Origin of the sequence: Rubricoccus marinus, from assembly GCF_002257665.1 — a bacterium.
GTDB lineage: Bacteria > Bacteroidota > Rhodothermia > Rhodothermales > Rubricoccaceae > Rubricoccus > Rubricoccus marinus.
Genome location: NZ_MQWB01000011.1, coordinates 72,585 through 86,731 on the forward strand (window position 1 = coordinate 72,585; position 14,147 = coordinate 86,731).

Genomic DNA, 14,147 nt, shown 5'->3' on the forward strand with positions numbered 1-14,147 from the left:
CCGTTCGTCAGTCCAGAGGTTTGAGGCCCGCGACGATCTGCGTGCGGCGCGACTCCAGGATGGGCGGCAGCACGACCGTCTCTCCCAACGTCGCCGCGTCCTCGTCGACGGCGAAGCCGGGGCCGTCCGTCGCCAGCTCGAACAGCACGCCGCCGGGCTCGCGGAAGTACAGGCTCCGGAAGTAGTACCGGTCGACGGGGCCGCTCGACGGGACGCCAAACCGCTGGAGCCGCTCGGACCAGTCGTCGTAGGCGTCATCGGGCACGCGGAAGGCGACGTGGTGAACGGCGCCGGCACCCTGCCGCGCCACCGGGAGGCGAGGTTGGACCGCTACGTGGAGCTCGGCATGGGGGCCACCGCCCTCGCCCATCTCGTAGACGTGGACCGTGTCGGCCGGACGGTCCGGCAGCGGATACGTCCGGACGAGGCGCATTCCGAGGACCGTCCGCAGCGCGAGGTCTGTGTTCTCGAGGTCGGGCACGCTCATCGTGATCGGCCCAAGGCCGCGGATCTGGTGCTCGGCCGGGACCGGGCTCCGGTCCCACGGGGTCGGCGGGTCGCCCGCGCCACCGTCGGCGAGGAGGGCGAGGCGCTGGCCCTCGGGGTCCTCGAATCGGAGCGTCAGGCGGCCGTCGATCACGCGCACCGGCTCGGCCTCGACGCCGGCCGCCGCCAGTCGGTCGGTCCAGTAGTCTAGACTTGCGGCCGGGACGCGTAGGCCGGTCCGGACGACGGACCGCGTGCCGCGCTGCTCGGGCGGGACGGGCCAGTCGAAGAACGTCAGGTCGTGGCCCGGCGTCCCGACGGCGTCGGAGTAGAAGAGGTGGTAGGCTGAGACGTCGTCCTGGTTCACACTCCGCTTGACGAGGCGCATGCCTATCGTCTCGGTGTAGAACCGGTAGTTGTCGCGGATGGCGGCCGAGACGGCTGTGAGGTGGTGGATCCCGTGGGGAGACATAGCGTGGGGGGCTAGATGGAGACGACGACCTTGTAGATGTGATCGGCCTCGGAGAAGGGGAAGACGCGGTCGATGACGGGCTTGATAGGCCTCCGACAAGTAATGGCACAGGATTGTCCGGTAGGCAGCTTGGTTGTGCGAGGCTGCCTCAGCCCATCCTACGCCGAGGAGCACAGCGTCCCGGAGCGGCCGAGTCTCCCCACACACAACGGCGACCCATCCGTAGAGACGCAGAGTGGCCAGCTCCGCCGCTTTCTGGAGCAGGATGGGTATGCCCCTGTGCGGCCTGAGCCGGTTGCCGTGCGAAGTCGTCGACTACGAGTTCAGGCGGAGCGGCCGCCACGACCGGCCCGCGGTCCCGATCGTCTGGGAGGCTGCTGACGGACCGGGGACGAGCACAAAGAGCCGCCTGCCTCTACACGGTGTTGTATGGGTCTCACTTCCCGCGCATAACCCCTTCACCAAGCCGTCTCGGAACCCGAGGCGTGTCGATCCAGAGGTCAACCTCCTCCGTAGGTCGAACAGAACGGGGACGGGGCATGCCTGTCCGGCCCCACCCCGCCGGGGGCGGAGGCAGGCAGGGCCGTAGGTGGAAGAGCCGGATACACGGGGCCACGCCGGCCCCTCTGCATTATGGTTTGAGGACCACCTTGATGCAGTCGTCCTTCTTGTCACGGAACGTCTCGTACATCTCGGGCGCGTCGTCGAGCGGCGCTGTGTGCGTGATGATGAACGACGGGTCGATGTCCCCGTCCTGGATCTTCTTCATCAGCGGCTCGAGATAGCGCTGGACATGCGTTTGGCCCATCTTGAACGTGATCCCCTTGTTCATCGCCGCGCCGAAGGGCAGCGTGAGCGTCTTGGCGTAGACGCCGGGGACGGAGATCGTGCCGCCCTTGCGGCACGCCATGATGGCCTGCTGGAGCGCGTAGCCGCGGTCGCTCTGGAGGTGGACCGCCTGCGCGGCCTGGTCCACGAGCGCCTTGGCGTCGTTGGCCGCGTGGGCCTCCGCGCCGACCGCGTCGATGCAGCGGTCCGGGCCACGCCCGTCGGTCATATCGATCAGGTGCTTGTGAACGGGGCCGTCGATCTCCTCGAAGTTGACGACCTCCGCCTTCGAGTTCTCCTTCGCCATGCGCAGCCGCTCCGGCTCTCGGTCGATCGCGATCACACGGCCGGCACCCATCATCCAGGCACTCTGGATCGCGAACTGGCCGACGGGCCCGCAGCCCCAGACGGGCCGCGGGGACACCCGAGGCGCCGAGGGCCGCGCGGAGATCCCCGAACGCCCTCGTCTGCTCCACCCTCGACAGGGCAAGCACGAGCTCGGGGCTGCTCACACGGACGGGCGCGCGGCGGAGCCGTTCGAGTCGGCTCACGCGGTCGCCCTCCGGGATGTCGAGCAGGCCTTCGAGCTCCGCACGCTGCTCGTCCGTCGGGAGCCGTGCGAGGGCGTCGTAGAGCCGGTCGGCGGCACGGCTCCGCACGCGGGCGACGAGACGTGCCAGGGTGGTCACGCCGGGCAAGAGCACCTTTCGCTCGACGAGCCGGGCCGTCGCGAGGCCGAAGAGCACCGACGGGCGCTCGGACGCCAGCCACGCCCGGGCGTAGAGCCAGCGGGTGAGCCGGAACGACTCCGACGGGTCGGTGAGCGGCCGGTACCCGAAGCGGTCCTGGATCTCGGCCGCGTGCTCCCGCCGGGTCTCGTCGCGGCCGAGGTAGCGAGCGAAGGCGGCCTCCGGGTTTGAGACCCCGAGGCTTGCCCCGACCGTGCGGACGACGACGGGCGGGACCTCGGTGAGGTCCGAGAGGAAGGTGCCGAGGAACCGGACGGTCCCGAGTTGGACCGCGAGCCCGAGTCGGCTATGTAGAGTCCGGCGCTCGTCGACGACCGAGCGGTCCGCGTCGGAGAGGTAGAAGTATCGGGCGAGTTGGTCGGCCATCGGCGGCCCGTTGAAGTGGCCGTAGCGAGCGGCTTGGTCGTCGGTGAGGAACTCGACGGGCATGGCATGGCCCCAACGGGGCGGGGGTATCAGGAAAGGGGTACCCCAGCCGTGCCGCTCTACGCGCCGTGCGGGCCGGTTCGGCCAGCGTCGCCGGGGGCAGCAAGAAACGTTCGGTTGTTGACACCCCCGCGCGCGGCCCATATATAATGTGGCCGCCACTGCCGAACCCTCGATGCCCCCGGACCCGACCCCGCCGAAGAAGCGGGCCGCTCTCTACCTCCGCGTCTCGAAGCGCGACGGGGACCAGACCGAGGAGAACCAGCGTCTCCAACTCCACCGCTTCCTGGAGCAGGAGGGATACGACCTCGCCCGCCGCGACGGGACGCTCCGGGAGTTTGTCGACCGCGAGTCCGGACGGAAAGGGCGCCGCGAGCGCTCGGCGTTCGCCGACGTGTTCGAGGCCGCCGAGCGGCGGGAGTTCGATACGCTCGTGTTCTGGAGCCTCGACCGGTTCAGCCGCGAGGGCATCCGCAAGACGGTCGCCTACCTCCAGCAGCTCGAAGCGCTCGGCGTCCGGTTTCGGTCTTACACCGAGCCGTACCTCTCGACTGAGAACGAGTTGGTGTCCCACGTGCTCCTCGGGGTGCTGAGTTACTTCGCCGAGTACGAGGCCCAGAAGATCAGCCGACGCACCATCGCCGGATTAGAGCGGGCGCGGGCCGAGGGAAAGGTGCTCGGGCGGCCGTCGACGTTCGACGAGCACCGGGGCACACTCGAAGAGATGCTCGACGGGGGCGTGGCGAAGGCGGAGATGGCGCGGCGGACGGGGCTCGCCTACAACACGGTCAAGGGTCACCTCCGGCGGATCGAGACCGAGCGGGCGGAGACCGATGGCTCAGCCTAACCGAGGCTCACGCCGCCTCTACCGTACAGTACCGTCCCAATGAATGTCAGACCCCGCCCCCAACAGCACGCGGGCAGGATTCGACGGCGCGAAGCGGCGCGAGATCTCCTGAGTCCACACCACGCGATGCTGTGGTGGAGCACAGGAGTCGGCTGACCGCCTCGAACCACACCGAGGCCAACCGGCGCGGTTCCGTCCGCTGGCACGGGAGTACGAGCGCTTGACTGAGACGCTGGCGGGGCTGCATTTCCCATCGTCCTGCCGTCGTCTCGTCAAGTGTCGCGAGCACGTCCTCTTCCCCCTCGGTCGCCCCCCGGTAGTTGTATCCCTCGTCGGTCCGCGCTCACCGCGCCGGGAGGTGCGCTGTTCACGGGTAACCCGGTCCACGACATTGACGACAAGATCGGAGGTCCCCTTCGGGTAAGCTCCGCCTCCCCGACGAGCCGGACTAGAAGGCCCGTTGTACTCGGTGCTGGCCGTGGAGTGGGACCCACGTAGCCACCTCCGGCCTGGACGAGCCCCGCCTCTAGTTCGGCGCTCAGTATGCCTTCAAGGCCTGCAGGAACGCGACCACGGCGTACCCGGCCTGCGAACATAGCGCGTCCTCGTTGTGGTCAACACAGAACCCTTCGGCCTCGCCCTGCTGGCGGGCCGCCTCCACGGCTTTAGGACTGCCGCTCCCTGCCAACCACGATGGGTTATCAAAGGCGAACACTCGCACATTCGAACGCTTAGCAAAGGGCGCGGCGAGACCAGGCCGGTGGATGGGTCTAATTCGAGCTACGAATAATCTGGATGCTCGATGGTCGGAACCCCGCCGTAGAGAGGCTCGCCACATATGCACCTGCAGCCACAAGCATGCCTCGAGCGTCGCGGCCATCCCATGTGACGACGCCAGAGCCCCTGCCGACTGAGGTAGAAGTGTGAATTTGCCTTCCGAGGAGGTCCGTGATTGTAAAGTCGGCAGAGAGGCCCGCTGGTATGCTGACGACAAAAGAGACAGACCCCGCGCTGGGGTTGGGCGAAGCGTTGACGATGCGCAAGCCTGTGCCTGCTTCTGGCGCCTCGCCAGAGGCGACCGTCTCGCCTTCCAGCAGCCCGTAGCCCTGCCGGATGCGGACGCGCTGGTTCGTCCTTAGCTGAGTCACGGCCTCCTCTCCCCCGCCCGGCCAGCGCACGACGAGTCGGTCTACGATCTCCGCCTCGCCCAACCCGACATGAACCGGAGCCAGACTCTGGCCGAGGAACTGCGCGCCATGGTGGGACCGCACCCAGCGCTGGCCTCCCGCTTCGACCTCCACCACCGCGCCCAGAGCGTCGACGTTGGGCACGTCGCCTTCCAGCGCAATGGAGAGCCACGCGCCGCCAGAGGCGCGGTTGGCGTAGAAGTGCGGCGCCCGCGAGACGTTGGCGATTAGCACGTCTAGGCGACCGTCCCCATCGGCGTCGAAGATGACGAGGCCCCTGGCGGGGTGGAGGTCATCCACGCTCAGATCCGGGGCGATGTCGGCAAGCGGGAAGGTGCCGGTGTTCTCGAAGAGCGCGTTCGGCGTGTCGGAGGCGAAGTATCCGTTGGCGACGAAGAGGTCTTGGTCGCCGTCGTTCTCCAAGTCGAAGAACTCGGCGCCCCAGCCCCATCCGGTTTCGGCGACGCCAGCGGCCTCGGCCTGCCCGGCGTAGCCGCCCGCCTCTTGCGCGACGAAGAGCGCGTTGGTTTGTACGGGCGAGTCCGCGCGGTTGGTGAGGAAGATGTCCTCGCGACCGTCGCCGTCCAGATCGCCCAGCGCGAGGCCCATGCCTTCGCCAGTGTTCTCCAGGCCGAATGCGGCTGTCGCCTCGTCGAAGGTGCCTGTTCCGTCGTTGAGGAAAAGCCGGTTGGCGCCGAAGTCGTTGGCGTCGTAGAGGTCCACGTCGCCGTCGTGGTCTACGTCTACGGGTAGCGTGGTGTACGTCTTGCCCACATCGCCCAGGCCTCTGGCGGCGCCCGCCTCGGTGAACGTGCCGTCGCCGTTGTTGACGAAGTACGGGTTGGCGAGATCGCGCGGCGCCCCATCACCGGGATAGTCTTCCCACACGCCGACATGGAGGTCGAGGTCGCCGTCGCCATCGGTGTCAAACCAGAGCGCGCTCGTGGAGAGTTGGGTGGCGCCGCCCGCGACGCCAGCCGTAGCCGTGACGTCGGTGAACGTGCCGTTGCCGTTGTTGCGGTAGAGTTGGTTGGGACCGGCGTGCGTGAGGTAGAGGTCGGGCCAGCCGTCGCCGTCGTAGTCGCCCCAGGCGGCGCCCAGCTTGGCACCGTTGCCTGCCGTGTTGGGTAGCCCGACGCCCGCGCTCCCCGCGACGCCAGAGGCCCGCGTCTGGTCGACAAACGTGCCATCGCCGCGGTTGGCGAAGAGGCGGCTCCACGTCGTCGTGTTGGCGGCGTCATACGCCTCGCGCACGACGATGTACACGTCGAGGTCGCCGTCACGGTCGTAGTCCGCCACGGCGACGCCGTTCGCGCCCGTAACGGAGCCCAGCCCGGAAAGAAACGTCCGGTACTCGAAGCCCTGCCCCGTCGCGCCTCTGGCGAGAAGGACGAGCGCCACGAACAGGAGCGTCCGGCGCATCATCGGACCACGTGGACCAGCGCCGACTCGGCGCCTCTGGCGGTCACGATGCGGACGACGTAGGCGCCCGCCGCCAGCGGCTCGGTCGAGAAGCTCGCGCGGCCTCTGACGTCGAGCCACGCCTCCAACACACGGCGCCCCTGCACGTCGAACACCTCCACGCGGGCGCCAGAGGCATCCGCCTCGATGGTCAACTCACGCCCGGCGAGGATCGGACTCGGGAAGGCGCGAAGCCGCGAGACTGCCTCTGGCGTCGGCTCGCCAGAGGTAGCGGTGCCCGTGAACAGCGACGCGGCGAGGTCGAACGACTGCGGCCCGAGGACGGCGCCGAGGCGGCGGCCGGGGATGTCGTCGGCGGGCGGGTGGATGCCGCCCCAGATGCGCGAGAGGCTGCACTGGTCGGCGGCGTCGCGGTAGGTGGCCCACTGGAGGCGGACGGTCTGGCTGGGGCCGTCCTCGAAGACGAGGAAGCTGTCTTCTGGCGCGATGAACTCGCCCATTCCGCCGGGAAAAAACGGGTCGCCGGTGAGCCGCGTTAGCACTTCGGCGGCGGCGCGCGAGTAGGTAGAGTGCCCCGAGATGTAGCCCGCGAAGGGCGGCGTCACGAACGTCGGCCGCTGGTACGGCCACCAGTCTTCGAGGCGGATCCAGCCCACGCCCGCCACGTCGGTCTCGGGGTCTTCTACGGCCTCCGGTCCCCGCCACGCCCACACCTTCACCTTGCCGACGTGCTGGGCGCTGTCGCCCGCCAGAGGATCCTCTGGCGGGATGATCTCGGCGACGCCGGGCGCCAGAGGCATCCCGGCGGGGTGGTAGCTCGGCGCGTCGGGATCACTGCTCTGGCCGCGGTCGGCCATCGCGCGGAGCGCGGAGATGGAGCGGATGGAATCGTAGCGGCCCTTGATTCCCCAGGCCGCGATGGCGACATCGTGCATGGCGCCGCCGAGCGCGAAGTAGGCCTTCACGTCCCACTCCAGTTCGCCCAACACCGGCCCGTTTCCCCCGAAGCGCTTGACGAGGCGCGGGTCGTCGTTGACCGTGTTGAGGATCGTGAACCAGTGGCCGGGCGGCGTCTCGGAGTCGGGGCCGTCGGCCCAGAACTCGGCGAGGACGCGGGTGAGGTCGCCGCGCAGGACGGGGTTGGGCGCGTACGGCTGGCCCGTGCGCGGGTTGAGGCTCCGGCCGGGTCCCAGCGGACCTCGCCCCTCGGGATCGTAGAATGCGGCGTACTCGGGGAACCCGTCGGGCAGGTCCGCATCCGTCAGCCCGCCCGTCGCGCCGGGCGAGGCGTCCCACGTCACGCCAGAGGCAGGATCGAGGTGGCCGCTCCACCGCGCGACGAGCGCGAAGCCGTCGAGGTAAGCCTGCGTGGTGCCCTGCCAGTTCAGGGTGTCCAGCGGCGGCGGCGGGCCAGGGTCGTTGTAGACCGGGAAGTCGGCGCCGTTGCGGACGAAGACGGTCCGGTCGTCTGCGCGCAACGCGAACGGCCGCACGCGCCCCCACTCCGGCCCGACGAACGCGGGCGTCCCGCCCGGCACCTCGTTGCCACTCTGGTCGATGAACGTCTCGAAGCGGAGCGGCTGCCACCGGTTGGGGTCGAGTAGGGTCGGGTTGCCCGGCTGAGCCACGTCCATCGGCGGGTTGACGGGCGCGTAGTCCACGTAGCCATACCCCAGCGCCTCGTTCGCACCGTCGCCCATGCCAAAGGCGATGACGCACGCTGCGATGGCGTTGCCGAGCCCGGCCGCGCCGCTGGCGGCATCGGTGGTCACCACGCCGGGATCGTAGCCTCTGGCGACGAGCAACGAGTCGAGCAACGGGAGCGTGTCGAGCGCGCCGGGCGAGTTGAGAAAGCGGTGCGTGAGCACGCGGTAGGCGGCGTAACTGATGGCCTCTTCGCGGGCGGCCTCCACGTCGCCAACGACGGGCGGCTCGCCAATCCTGCAGGCCGTTCCGCCGCGCGGCTGGTTCAGGAAGTACGGCTGCGCCGTGGCGTCGTAGGCCGCCCACGCGTCGTACATCACGGCGGAGACGTGGAAGAGGTTGCGGGCGTGGACCGTCGGGCGTGCGAGGTCGCCGCGGATGCCCTCCAAGAGCGCCTCGTTCCACTCGCGCGCGACCGAGTGCGGAGCACCCGAATGCTGGCCTCTGGCGGGCGGCGCCAGAGGCAGCAGCAGCGCGAGCGCGAAGAGGAGGCGGGCCATCGCGTGAGGTCAGGGACGTGTGAGACGGACCATCATCACGTCGCGAGCCGGGACGGTCACCGCCAGAGGCTGGGCGGTCGTGCCCGCGTCGGCGTGGCGGAAGAGGTCACGGATGGCGTAGGTGTTCTGGTCGAAGTGCGGGCGGTTCTGCGAAAACGCGTCCTCCACGTCCTCCTCGACCCAGTCGAACGTCACCGCCTCCGGCTCGTCGTTGCGGTTGAGGATCGCCATGGCCCACTCGCCGTCCGCCAAAGGCTTGAACCAGATCTCGACGCCGCCCGCGCGCTTGTGCGGGAAGCCCTCGACGCCGAGAGGGTCCTGATCCACGGCGATGACCTCCTCGTTGGTGAGGATGTCGCGTGTGGCGTCGGTCATCGTGCGGACGTCGTTGCCCGCGATGAGCGGCGCGTGGAGCATGGCCCACATCGCGAAGTGCGCCCGGTCCTCGTTCGTGGTCGGCATGTTGCCGACCTCCATCATGTCGGGGTCGTTCCAGTGGCCGGGCGCGGCGTGGACGCGGAGGCCACGCTCGACCTGCATGTCGACGATCCGCATGACGCCGTGCGAGTTCCAGTTGCCGTGGCTGACCACGCAGTCCCAGCAGTTGATGATGTCGCCGCTGGTCCGCCACATGTGGCCGATGTCCTTGCCCCAGGTCCACGGCTGGTTGTCGCCCCACTCGCAGATGGAGAAGAAGATGTCGCGGCCGCTGGCGGCGAGCGCGTTGCGCATGGTGCGGTAGGCCTCGGGCGCGTTGCGGCTTTCCGTGTTGCACCAGTCGTACTTGAGGTAGTCGATGCCCCAGCGGGCGTACTGGAGGGCGTCCTGGTATTCGTATCCCTGGCTCCCAGGGCGCCCCGCGCAGGTCTTGATCCCGGCGTCGGAGTAGATCCCAATCTTGAGGCCCTGGCTGTGAACATAATCGGCGAGCGCTTTCATGCCCGAGGGGAAGCGCTGGGGGTCGGGCTGGATAAAGCCGTTCTCGTCGCGCTCGCCGTGCCAGCAGTCGTCGATATTGACGTAGGTGTAGCCCGCGTCGCGCATGCCGGACGAGACCATCGCGTCGGCGGTCTCACGAATGAGGTCTTCGTCGATGTCGCAGGCGAAGGTGTTCCACGAGTTCCAGCCCATCGGGGGCGTGAGGGCCAGGCCAACGGCCTTGGGGGCGTTGTCCTGGGCGCTGGCGCCAGAGGCCACGAGGGTGAGCGCGAGGGCGCAGAGGAGTCGGTTCATGAGGATGGAGAGACGAGAAGCGGGTGGAGTTGGGGGCGAACGTCCGCATCGAGCGAGACCTATCGCGCGACGCCGAGGGGGCTGAAGACGACGTAGAGCACAACGGTGACGGCGCACACGGCGAGGCCCGCCCACAGCGCGCCACGCGATTGGACCAGCGCGATGCCCGCGTTGGACTCGAACCGCACCGGCTCCGCCAGAGGCTTCGCGACCGTCATGACGCCCATCACGGCGACGCATAGAGCGAAGCAGATCGCCATGCGGTTGAGGAACTGCACCTCGGGGACGGCCACCTTGAGCAGTCCGTACGCCACGATGTTGGTCAGCAACCCGGCCACGCCAGAGGCGCGCGGCGCCTTTTTGACGAGCAGGCCGACGACGAAGACGGCCAGGATGCCCGGCGAGATGAAGCCCTGGCCCTCCTGGATAATCGTAAAGATGGAGTTGCTGACGGCCGGATTCCCGAGTTGAGGCGCCAGAAGTACGGCCACGGCCGCGAAGGCGAACACGCAGATCCGCCCGATGCGGACGATCTGTTTCTGCGTCGCCTGCGGCTGGATGTACGTCTGGTAGATGTCGATGGTGAAGATGGTCGAGGCCGCGTTGAGCATCGCCGCGAGCGACGAGACGACGGCGCCGAGCAGCGCCGCGAGGATGAACCCGACGATGCCGACGCCCTGCGGCAGCACGCCGCCCAGCAGCCGCGCCAGCGCCGTGTCGTACTTGTAGGCGATGAGCGTCGAGGACGACGTGGCGGCGCCGATGCCTCTGGCGGTCGCCTCCTGCGCCGCGTTGAAGGCCGCGATCTCCTGCGCCATGCCCGCGTTGACGTGCGCGAAGGCGAGGTCGCCAGAGGCGAACGTGGCGTAGGGCCCGGGCTCTGTCGCGTCGAAGGTCGCGCGCGTGAGGGGGATCACGTTGGGTCTCCGCCTGGCCTCCGACGGGATGGCGTCCTCGGTCGGGTAGATCGCGAGGAGGTATTGGTCGCCCTCGTGCGCGGCGACGGCCTCTGGCGTGGGGCTTTCGTCCACGTCCACGAAGCCGGTCTCCGGGTTGGCCTTGACGTATTGCACGAGGACGCTCGCGTTGTCCGGCCCGGCGTCGGCGGCCATCCCGTCGGCGTAGAGGTTGAAGGCGATCATCCCCGGGATGACGATGCCGAGCGGGAGCAGAAGCTTCATCGCGGCGGCGAAGACGATGCCGCGCTGGCCTTCGGCGAGCGACTCCGAGCCCAGCGTCCGTTGGGTGATGTACTGGTTGAGGCCCCAGTAGTAGAAGTTGGGGATCCAGAGCCCGAGCAGCAGCGCCGTCCACGGCAGCACGCTGTCGGTCGCGGGCAAGAACATGTTGAGCCGGTTGCCATTGAGGTCCAAAAACCGCTCCATCGCACCTGCGCCGCTCGCCAGAGGCCGGCTCTCGATGGCGCCCGTGGCCACGTCGGTGACGGTCGTCGCGGCGCCGGCGTTGCCTAGGGCCTGGAAAGCGAAGTACGTGATGAGCAGGCCGCCGAGGAGGAGCGCGCTGCCCTGGATGAGGTCGGCCCAGACGGCCGCCTTGAGGCCGCCAGCGGCCACGTACAGCATCGCGATGAGGCCGATCACGAGGGCCGGGGTGAAGAGCCCTATCGCGTAGCCCGCGTCACCCGCGAGCGTCCGGATGGTGAGCGCTCCGGAGTAGGTGACCGCGCCCAACAGCAGCAGGTAGATGCCGAGCGTGGCGACGGCCATGACGGTGCGCGCGGCGCCGTTGAAGCGGACTTCGAGGAACTGCGGCATCGTGTAGATGCCCGCACGCAGGAAGTACGGCAGGAACGCGAAGGCGACGACGACAAGCGTGATCGCGGCCATCCACTCGTACGACGCAATCGCGAGGCCGACGTGGCTTGCGGCGTTGCCGCTCATCCCGACGAACTGCTCGGTCGAGATGTTGGCAGCGATGAGGGAGAACCCGATGAGCCACCACTTCAGGTCGCGCCCGGCGAGGAAGTAGTCCTCGCCCGAGCCGTCGGCGTTGCGGCTGCGCAGCAGACCGACGGTGACGACGACGGCCACGAAGGCGACGAAGACGAGGGTGTCGACCAGTCCGAAGGTCATGAGGGGTCGGGCGTGAGGGTGTGGAGGGGCTCGACGGACGCGCCAGGGGCGGCGCGTGCGACGAGGGTGGCGGGCTCGTGCCCGGTCCTCTGGCGGTAGGCGTCAGAGACAGCGTCGGCGAAGGTGCAGGCGGAGGCGGCGTCCACGAGGGCGACGGCGCAGCCGCCGAATCCGGCGCCGGTCATGCGGGCGCCGTAGCAGGCACCGTGCGCCACCGCGGCCTCGACGAAGGCGTCGAGCGCCGGGCTGGAGACCTCGTAGTCGTCTCGGAGGCTGGCGTGGCTCTCCTGCATGAGCGCGCCGAGGCGGTCGGCGTCGCCGCCGCGCATGGCGCCCGCGGCGGCGAGCACGCGGGCGCTCTCGGAGATCACGTGGTGGGCGCGGCGGAACGTCGTCGCGTCCATCTGGCCCCTAGCGGCGTCGAGGTCGGCGAGGGTGGCGTCGCGGAGGGCGGGAACGCCGAGGACGCCAGAGGCGCGGGCGCACGTGTCCCTGCGCTCGTTGTAGGCGCTGTCCACGAGGGCGCGGCGCGTGCCGGTGTCGAGCACGACGACGGCCGTCCGAGGCGGGAGCGGCGTCGGCGTGGCGTCCAGCGAGCGGCAGTCGATGAGGAGGGCGTGGTCGCTCTCCCCCATCGCGCTGGCCATCTGATCCATGATGCCGCAGCCCACGCCGACCCAGCCGTTCTCGGCTTTCTGGCCCGCGAGCGCCATCCGGCGCGCGTCCCACGCGAAGCCGCTGGCGACGGAGAAGGCGCGCGCGAGCGCCAGTTCGAGCGCCGCCGAGGAGGAGAGCCCGGCGCCGCGCGGCACGTCGGACGCGAGCACGCCCTCGAAGCCGCCGAGGTCGTGCCCGCCCTCCTGAAGCGCCCAGGCGACGCCCTTCGCGTACTCGCCCCAACCTCTGGCGCGCGAGAAGCCCGCGAGGTAGAAGTCGACGGGCGGGTCCACATCCAGGCTGTGGAGTACGACGCGGCGATCGGCGCGGGGGCGGAAGGCGAGCCAGACGGACTGGGCCAGCGCCAGAGGCATCACCCACCCGTCGTTGTAGTCGGTGTGCTCGCCGATGAGGTTGACGCGGCCCGGCGCGCGGGCGACGTGCGTGGGCTCGGTGCCGAACTTCTGGCGGAAGGCGTGCTGGATGCGAGCGCTATCCATCGGCGTGCACCTCGGAATCGTCGCCCAGGACGAGCGCTCCATTCGCGCCAGAGGCGGAGGCCCGGTCGCCGAGAAGGGCGCCGGAGAGTGCCGAATGGCGTACGATGGCCTCGCGCATCACCACGCTGTCTCGCACGACGGCGTCTCTGATCACCGCCCCGGCCTCGACGACGGCGTACGGCCCGATAACGGACCGCCGCACGTCGGCGTCGGGGTGGACGTAGCTCGGCGCAACGATCACGGACTCGCCTCTGGCGCCAGAGGCAGCGGTTTCGTGCTCGCCCGCGTCGAGAAGGGCGCGGACGGTCTGGCGGTAGGACGCCAGCGTGCCGGTGTCGAGCCAGCGCGCCGCGGGCGCCGTCGCCATGCGCGCGCCGTTTTGTACGAGGCGGTCGTAGGCGTCGGTCAGTTGGAACTCGCCGCCCGCGCCCGTCGCGCCAGAGGCGAGCATGTCGTCTACGGCGGTGCGCAGCGCGGCGCCCTCGCGGACGTAGTAGGCACCGATGAGCGTCTCGGTCCACTCGGCGGTCGTCGGCTTCTCAATGAGCCGCACGATGCGGCCGTTCTCATCGCGCGCGACGACGCCGAAGCGGCGCGGGTCGTCCACGTGGACGGTCCACGCCACGAGGTCCACGTCGCCAGAGGCGAGCGGTGCGGCGCCTCTGTCGGGGGTGAAGAGCGTGTCGGCCCAGCATGTGAGGATCTCGCCGTCCATCGCGTCGCCCGCGCACGCGATGGCGTGGGCGGTGCCGAGCGGCTCGGGCTGGACCGCGAAGGCGGCGCGGAGCCCGTGGGCGTCGCAGGCCGCCGCGAGCGCGTCGCGGACGCCAGAGGCAGCGTCGGGGCCGAGCACGAAAACAGCCTCGTCCACCGGCCGCCCGAGCGCTCCCGCGAAGGCGTCCAGGATGTGGACGATCGCGGGGCGCCCGAGCAGGGGCAGAAGAGGCTTTGGCGTCGTGTGGCTGAACGGACGCAGGCGTGTGCCCCGACCGCCCATGGGGACGATCAATCGCATCCTGGAGCGGTCGGGGAATGGGTCATCG

Annotated in this window: 8 protein-coding genes and 2 pseudogenes; 1 reads left to right on the plus strand and 9 read right to left on the minus strand. The window is 69.5% G+C overall.

The annotated features are described in order from the left end of the window. Positions 1–7: 7 nt before the first annotated feature. From BSZ36_RS17750 to BSZ36_RS20190, 3 genes and pseudogenes are all read right to left on the minus strand, one after another. Complete coding sequence (locus BSZ36_RS17750) at positions 8–958, minus strand: ring-cleaving dioxygenase (protein ID WP_094551793.1); 951 nt, start codon at positions 956–958, stop codon at positions 8–10. A gap of 631 nt (positions 959–1,589) precedes the next feature. After that, positions 1,590–2,195 (minus strand): annotated as a pseudogene (locus BSZ36_RS17755) (zinc-binding dehydrogenase); the annotation flags it as partial. Between the two features lie 307 nt (positions 2,196–2,502). Further along, positions 2,503–3,105: pseudogene (locus tag BSZ36_RS20190) on the minus strand (DUF4158 domain-containing protein); the annotation flags it as partial. Positions 3,106–3,136: 31 nt separating this feature from the next. On the opposite strand from BSZ36_RS20190, the gene BSZ36_RS17765 reads away from it, so the two are divergent. Further along, positions 3,137–3,808: a recombinase family protein gene (locus BSZ36_RS17765; RefSeq protein ID WP_094551797.1), complete on the plus strand. Its 672-nt coding sequence runs from the start codon at positions 3,137–3,139 to the stop codon at positions 3,806–3,808. A gap of 770 nt (positions 3,809–4,578) precedes the next feature. On the opposite strand, the gene BSZ36_RS17770 is transcribed toward BSZ36_RS17765, so the two are convergent. From BSZ36_RS17770 to BSZ36_RS17795, 6 genes are read right to left on the minus strand one after another with little or no spacing between them, the layout of a single operon-like run. Next, complete coding sequence (locus tag BSZ36_RS17770) at positions 4,579–6,420, minus strand: CRTAC1 family protein (RefSeq protein ID WP_094551799.1); 1,842 nt, start codon at positions 6,418–6,420, stop codon at positions 4,579–4,581. Further along, complete coding sequence (locus BSZ36_RS17775; protein ID WP_094551801.1) at positions 6,417–8,621, minus strand: DUF6851 domain-containing protein; 2,205 nt, start codon at positions 8,619–8,621, stop codon at positions 6,417–6,419. Before BSZ36_RS17775 ends, BSZ36_RS17770 begins: the two co-directional genes overlap by 4 nt. A gap of 9 nt (positions 8,622–8,630) precedes the next feature. After that, on the minus strand, positions 8,631–9,854 hold the full coding sequence (locus BSZ36_RS17780) for a glycoside hydrolase family 27 protein (RefSeq protein ID WP_094551803.1): 1,224 nt from the start codon (positions 9,852–9,854) through the stop codon (positions 8,631–8,633). A 59-nt stretch (positions 9,855–9,913) separates the two neighbouring features. Continuing rightward, complete coding sequence (locus BSZ36_RS17785) at positions 9,914–11,947, minus strand: sodium:solute symporter family transporter (RefSeq protein ID WP_094551805.1); 2,034 nt, start codon at positions 11,945–11,947, stop codon at positions 9,914–9,916. Further along, positions 11,944–13,146, minus strand: a complete 1,203-nt coding sequence (gene galK, locus BSZ36_RS17790; protein ID WP_218827754.1) for a galactokinase — start codon at positions 13,144–13,146, stop codon at positions 11,944–11,946. The genes BSZ36_RS17785 and galK overlap by 4 nt, the downstream gene beginning before the upstream one ends. Beyond that, positions 13,097–14,119 (minus strand): sugar phosphate nucleotidyltransferase, encoded by a 1,023-nt coding sequence (locus tag BSZ36_RS17795; protein WP_094551809.1) that lies wholly within the window; start codon positions 14,117–14,119, stop codon positions 13,097–13,099. Before BSZ36_RS17795 ends, galK begins: the two co-directional genes overlap by 50 nt. Between the last annotated feature and the right edge of the window lie 28 nt (positions 14,120–14,147).

Bases quoted from the DNA above. Each gene is read 5' to 3' on its own strand.
- BSZ36_RS17750 (WP_094551793.1), bottom strand. From the start codon at position 958: ATGTCTCCCCACGGGATCCACCACCTCACAGCCGTCTCGGCCGCCATC.
- BSZ36_RS17765 (WP_094551797.1), top strand. From the start codon at position 3,137: ATGCCCCCGGACCCGACCCCGCCGAAGAAGCGGGCCGCTCTCTACCTC.
- BSZ36_RS17770 (WP_094551799.1), bottom strand. From the start codon at position 6,420: ATGATGCGCCGGACGCTCCTGTTCGTGGCGCTCGTCCTTCTCGCCAGA.
- BSZ36_RS17775 (WP_094551801.1), bottom strand. From the start codon at position 8,621: ATGGCCCGCCTCCTCTTCGCGCTCGCGCTGCTGCTGCCTCTGGCGCCG.
- BSZ36_RS17780 (WP_094551803.1), bottom strand. From the start codon at position 9,854: ATGAACCGACTCCTCTGCGCCCTCGCGCTCACCCTCGTGGCCTCTGGC.
- BSZ36_RS17785 (WP_094551805.1), bottom strand. From the start codon at position 11,947: ATGACCTTCGGACTGGTCGACACCCTCGTCTTCGTCGCCTTCGTGGCC.
- galK (WP_218827754.1), bottom strand. From the start codon at position 13,146: ATGGAGCGCTCGTCCTGGGCGACGATTCCGAGGTGCACGCCGATGGAT.
- BSZ36_RS17795 (WP_094551809.1), bottom strand. From the start codon at position 14,119: ATGCGATTGATCGTCCCCATGGGCGGTCGGGGCACACGCCTGCGTCCG.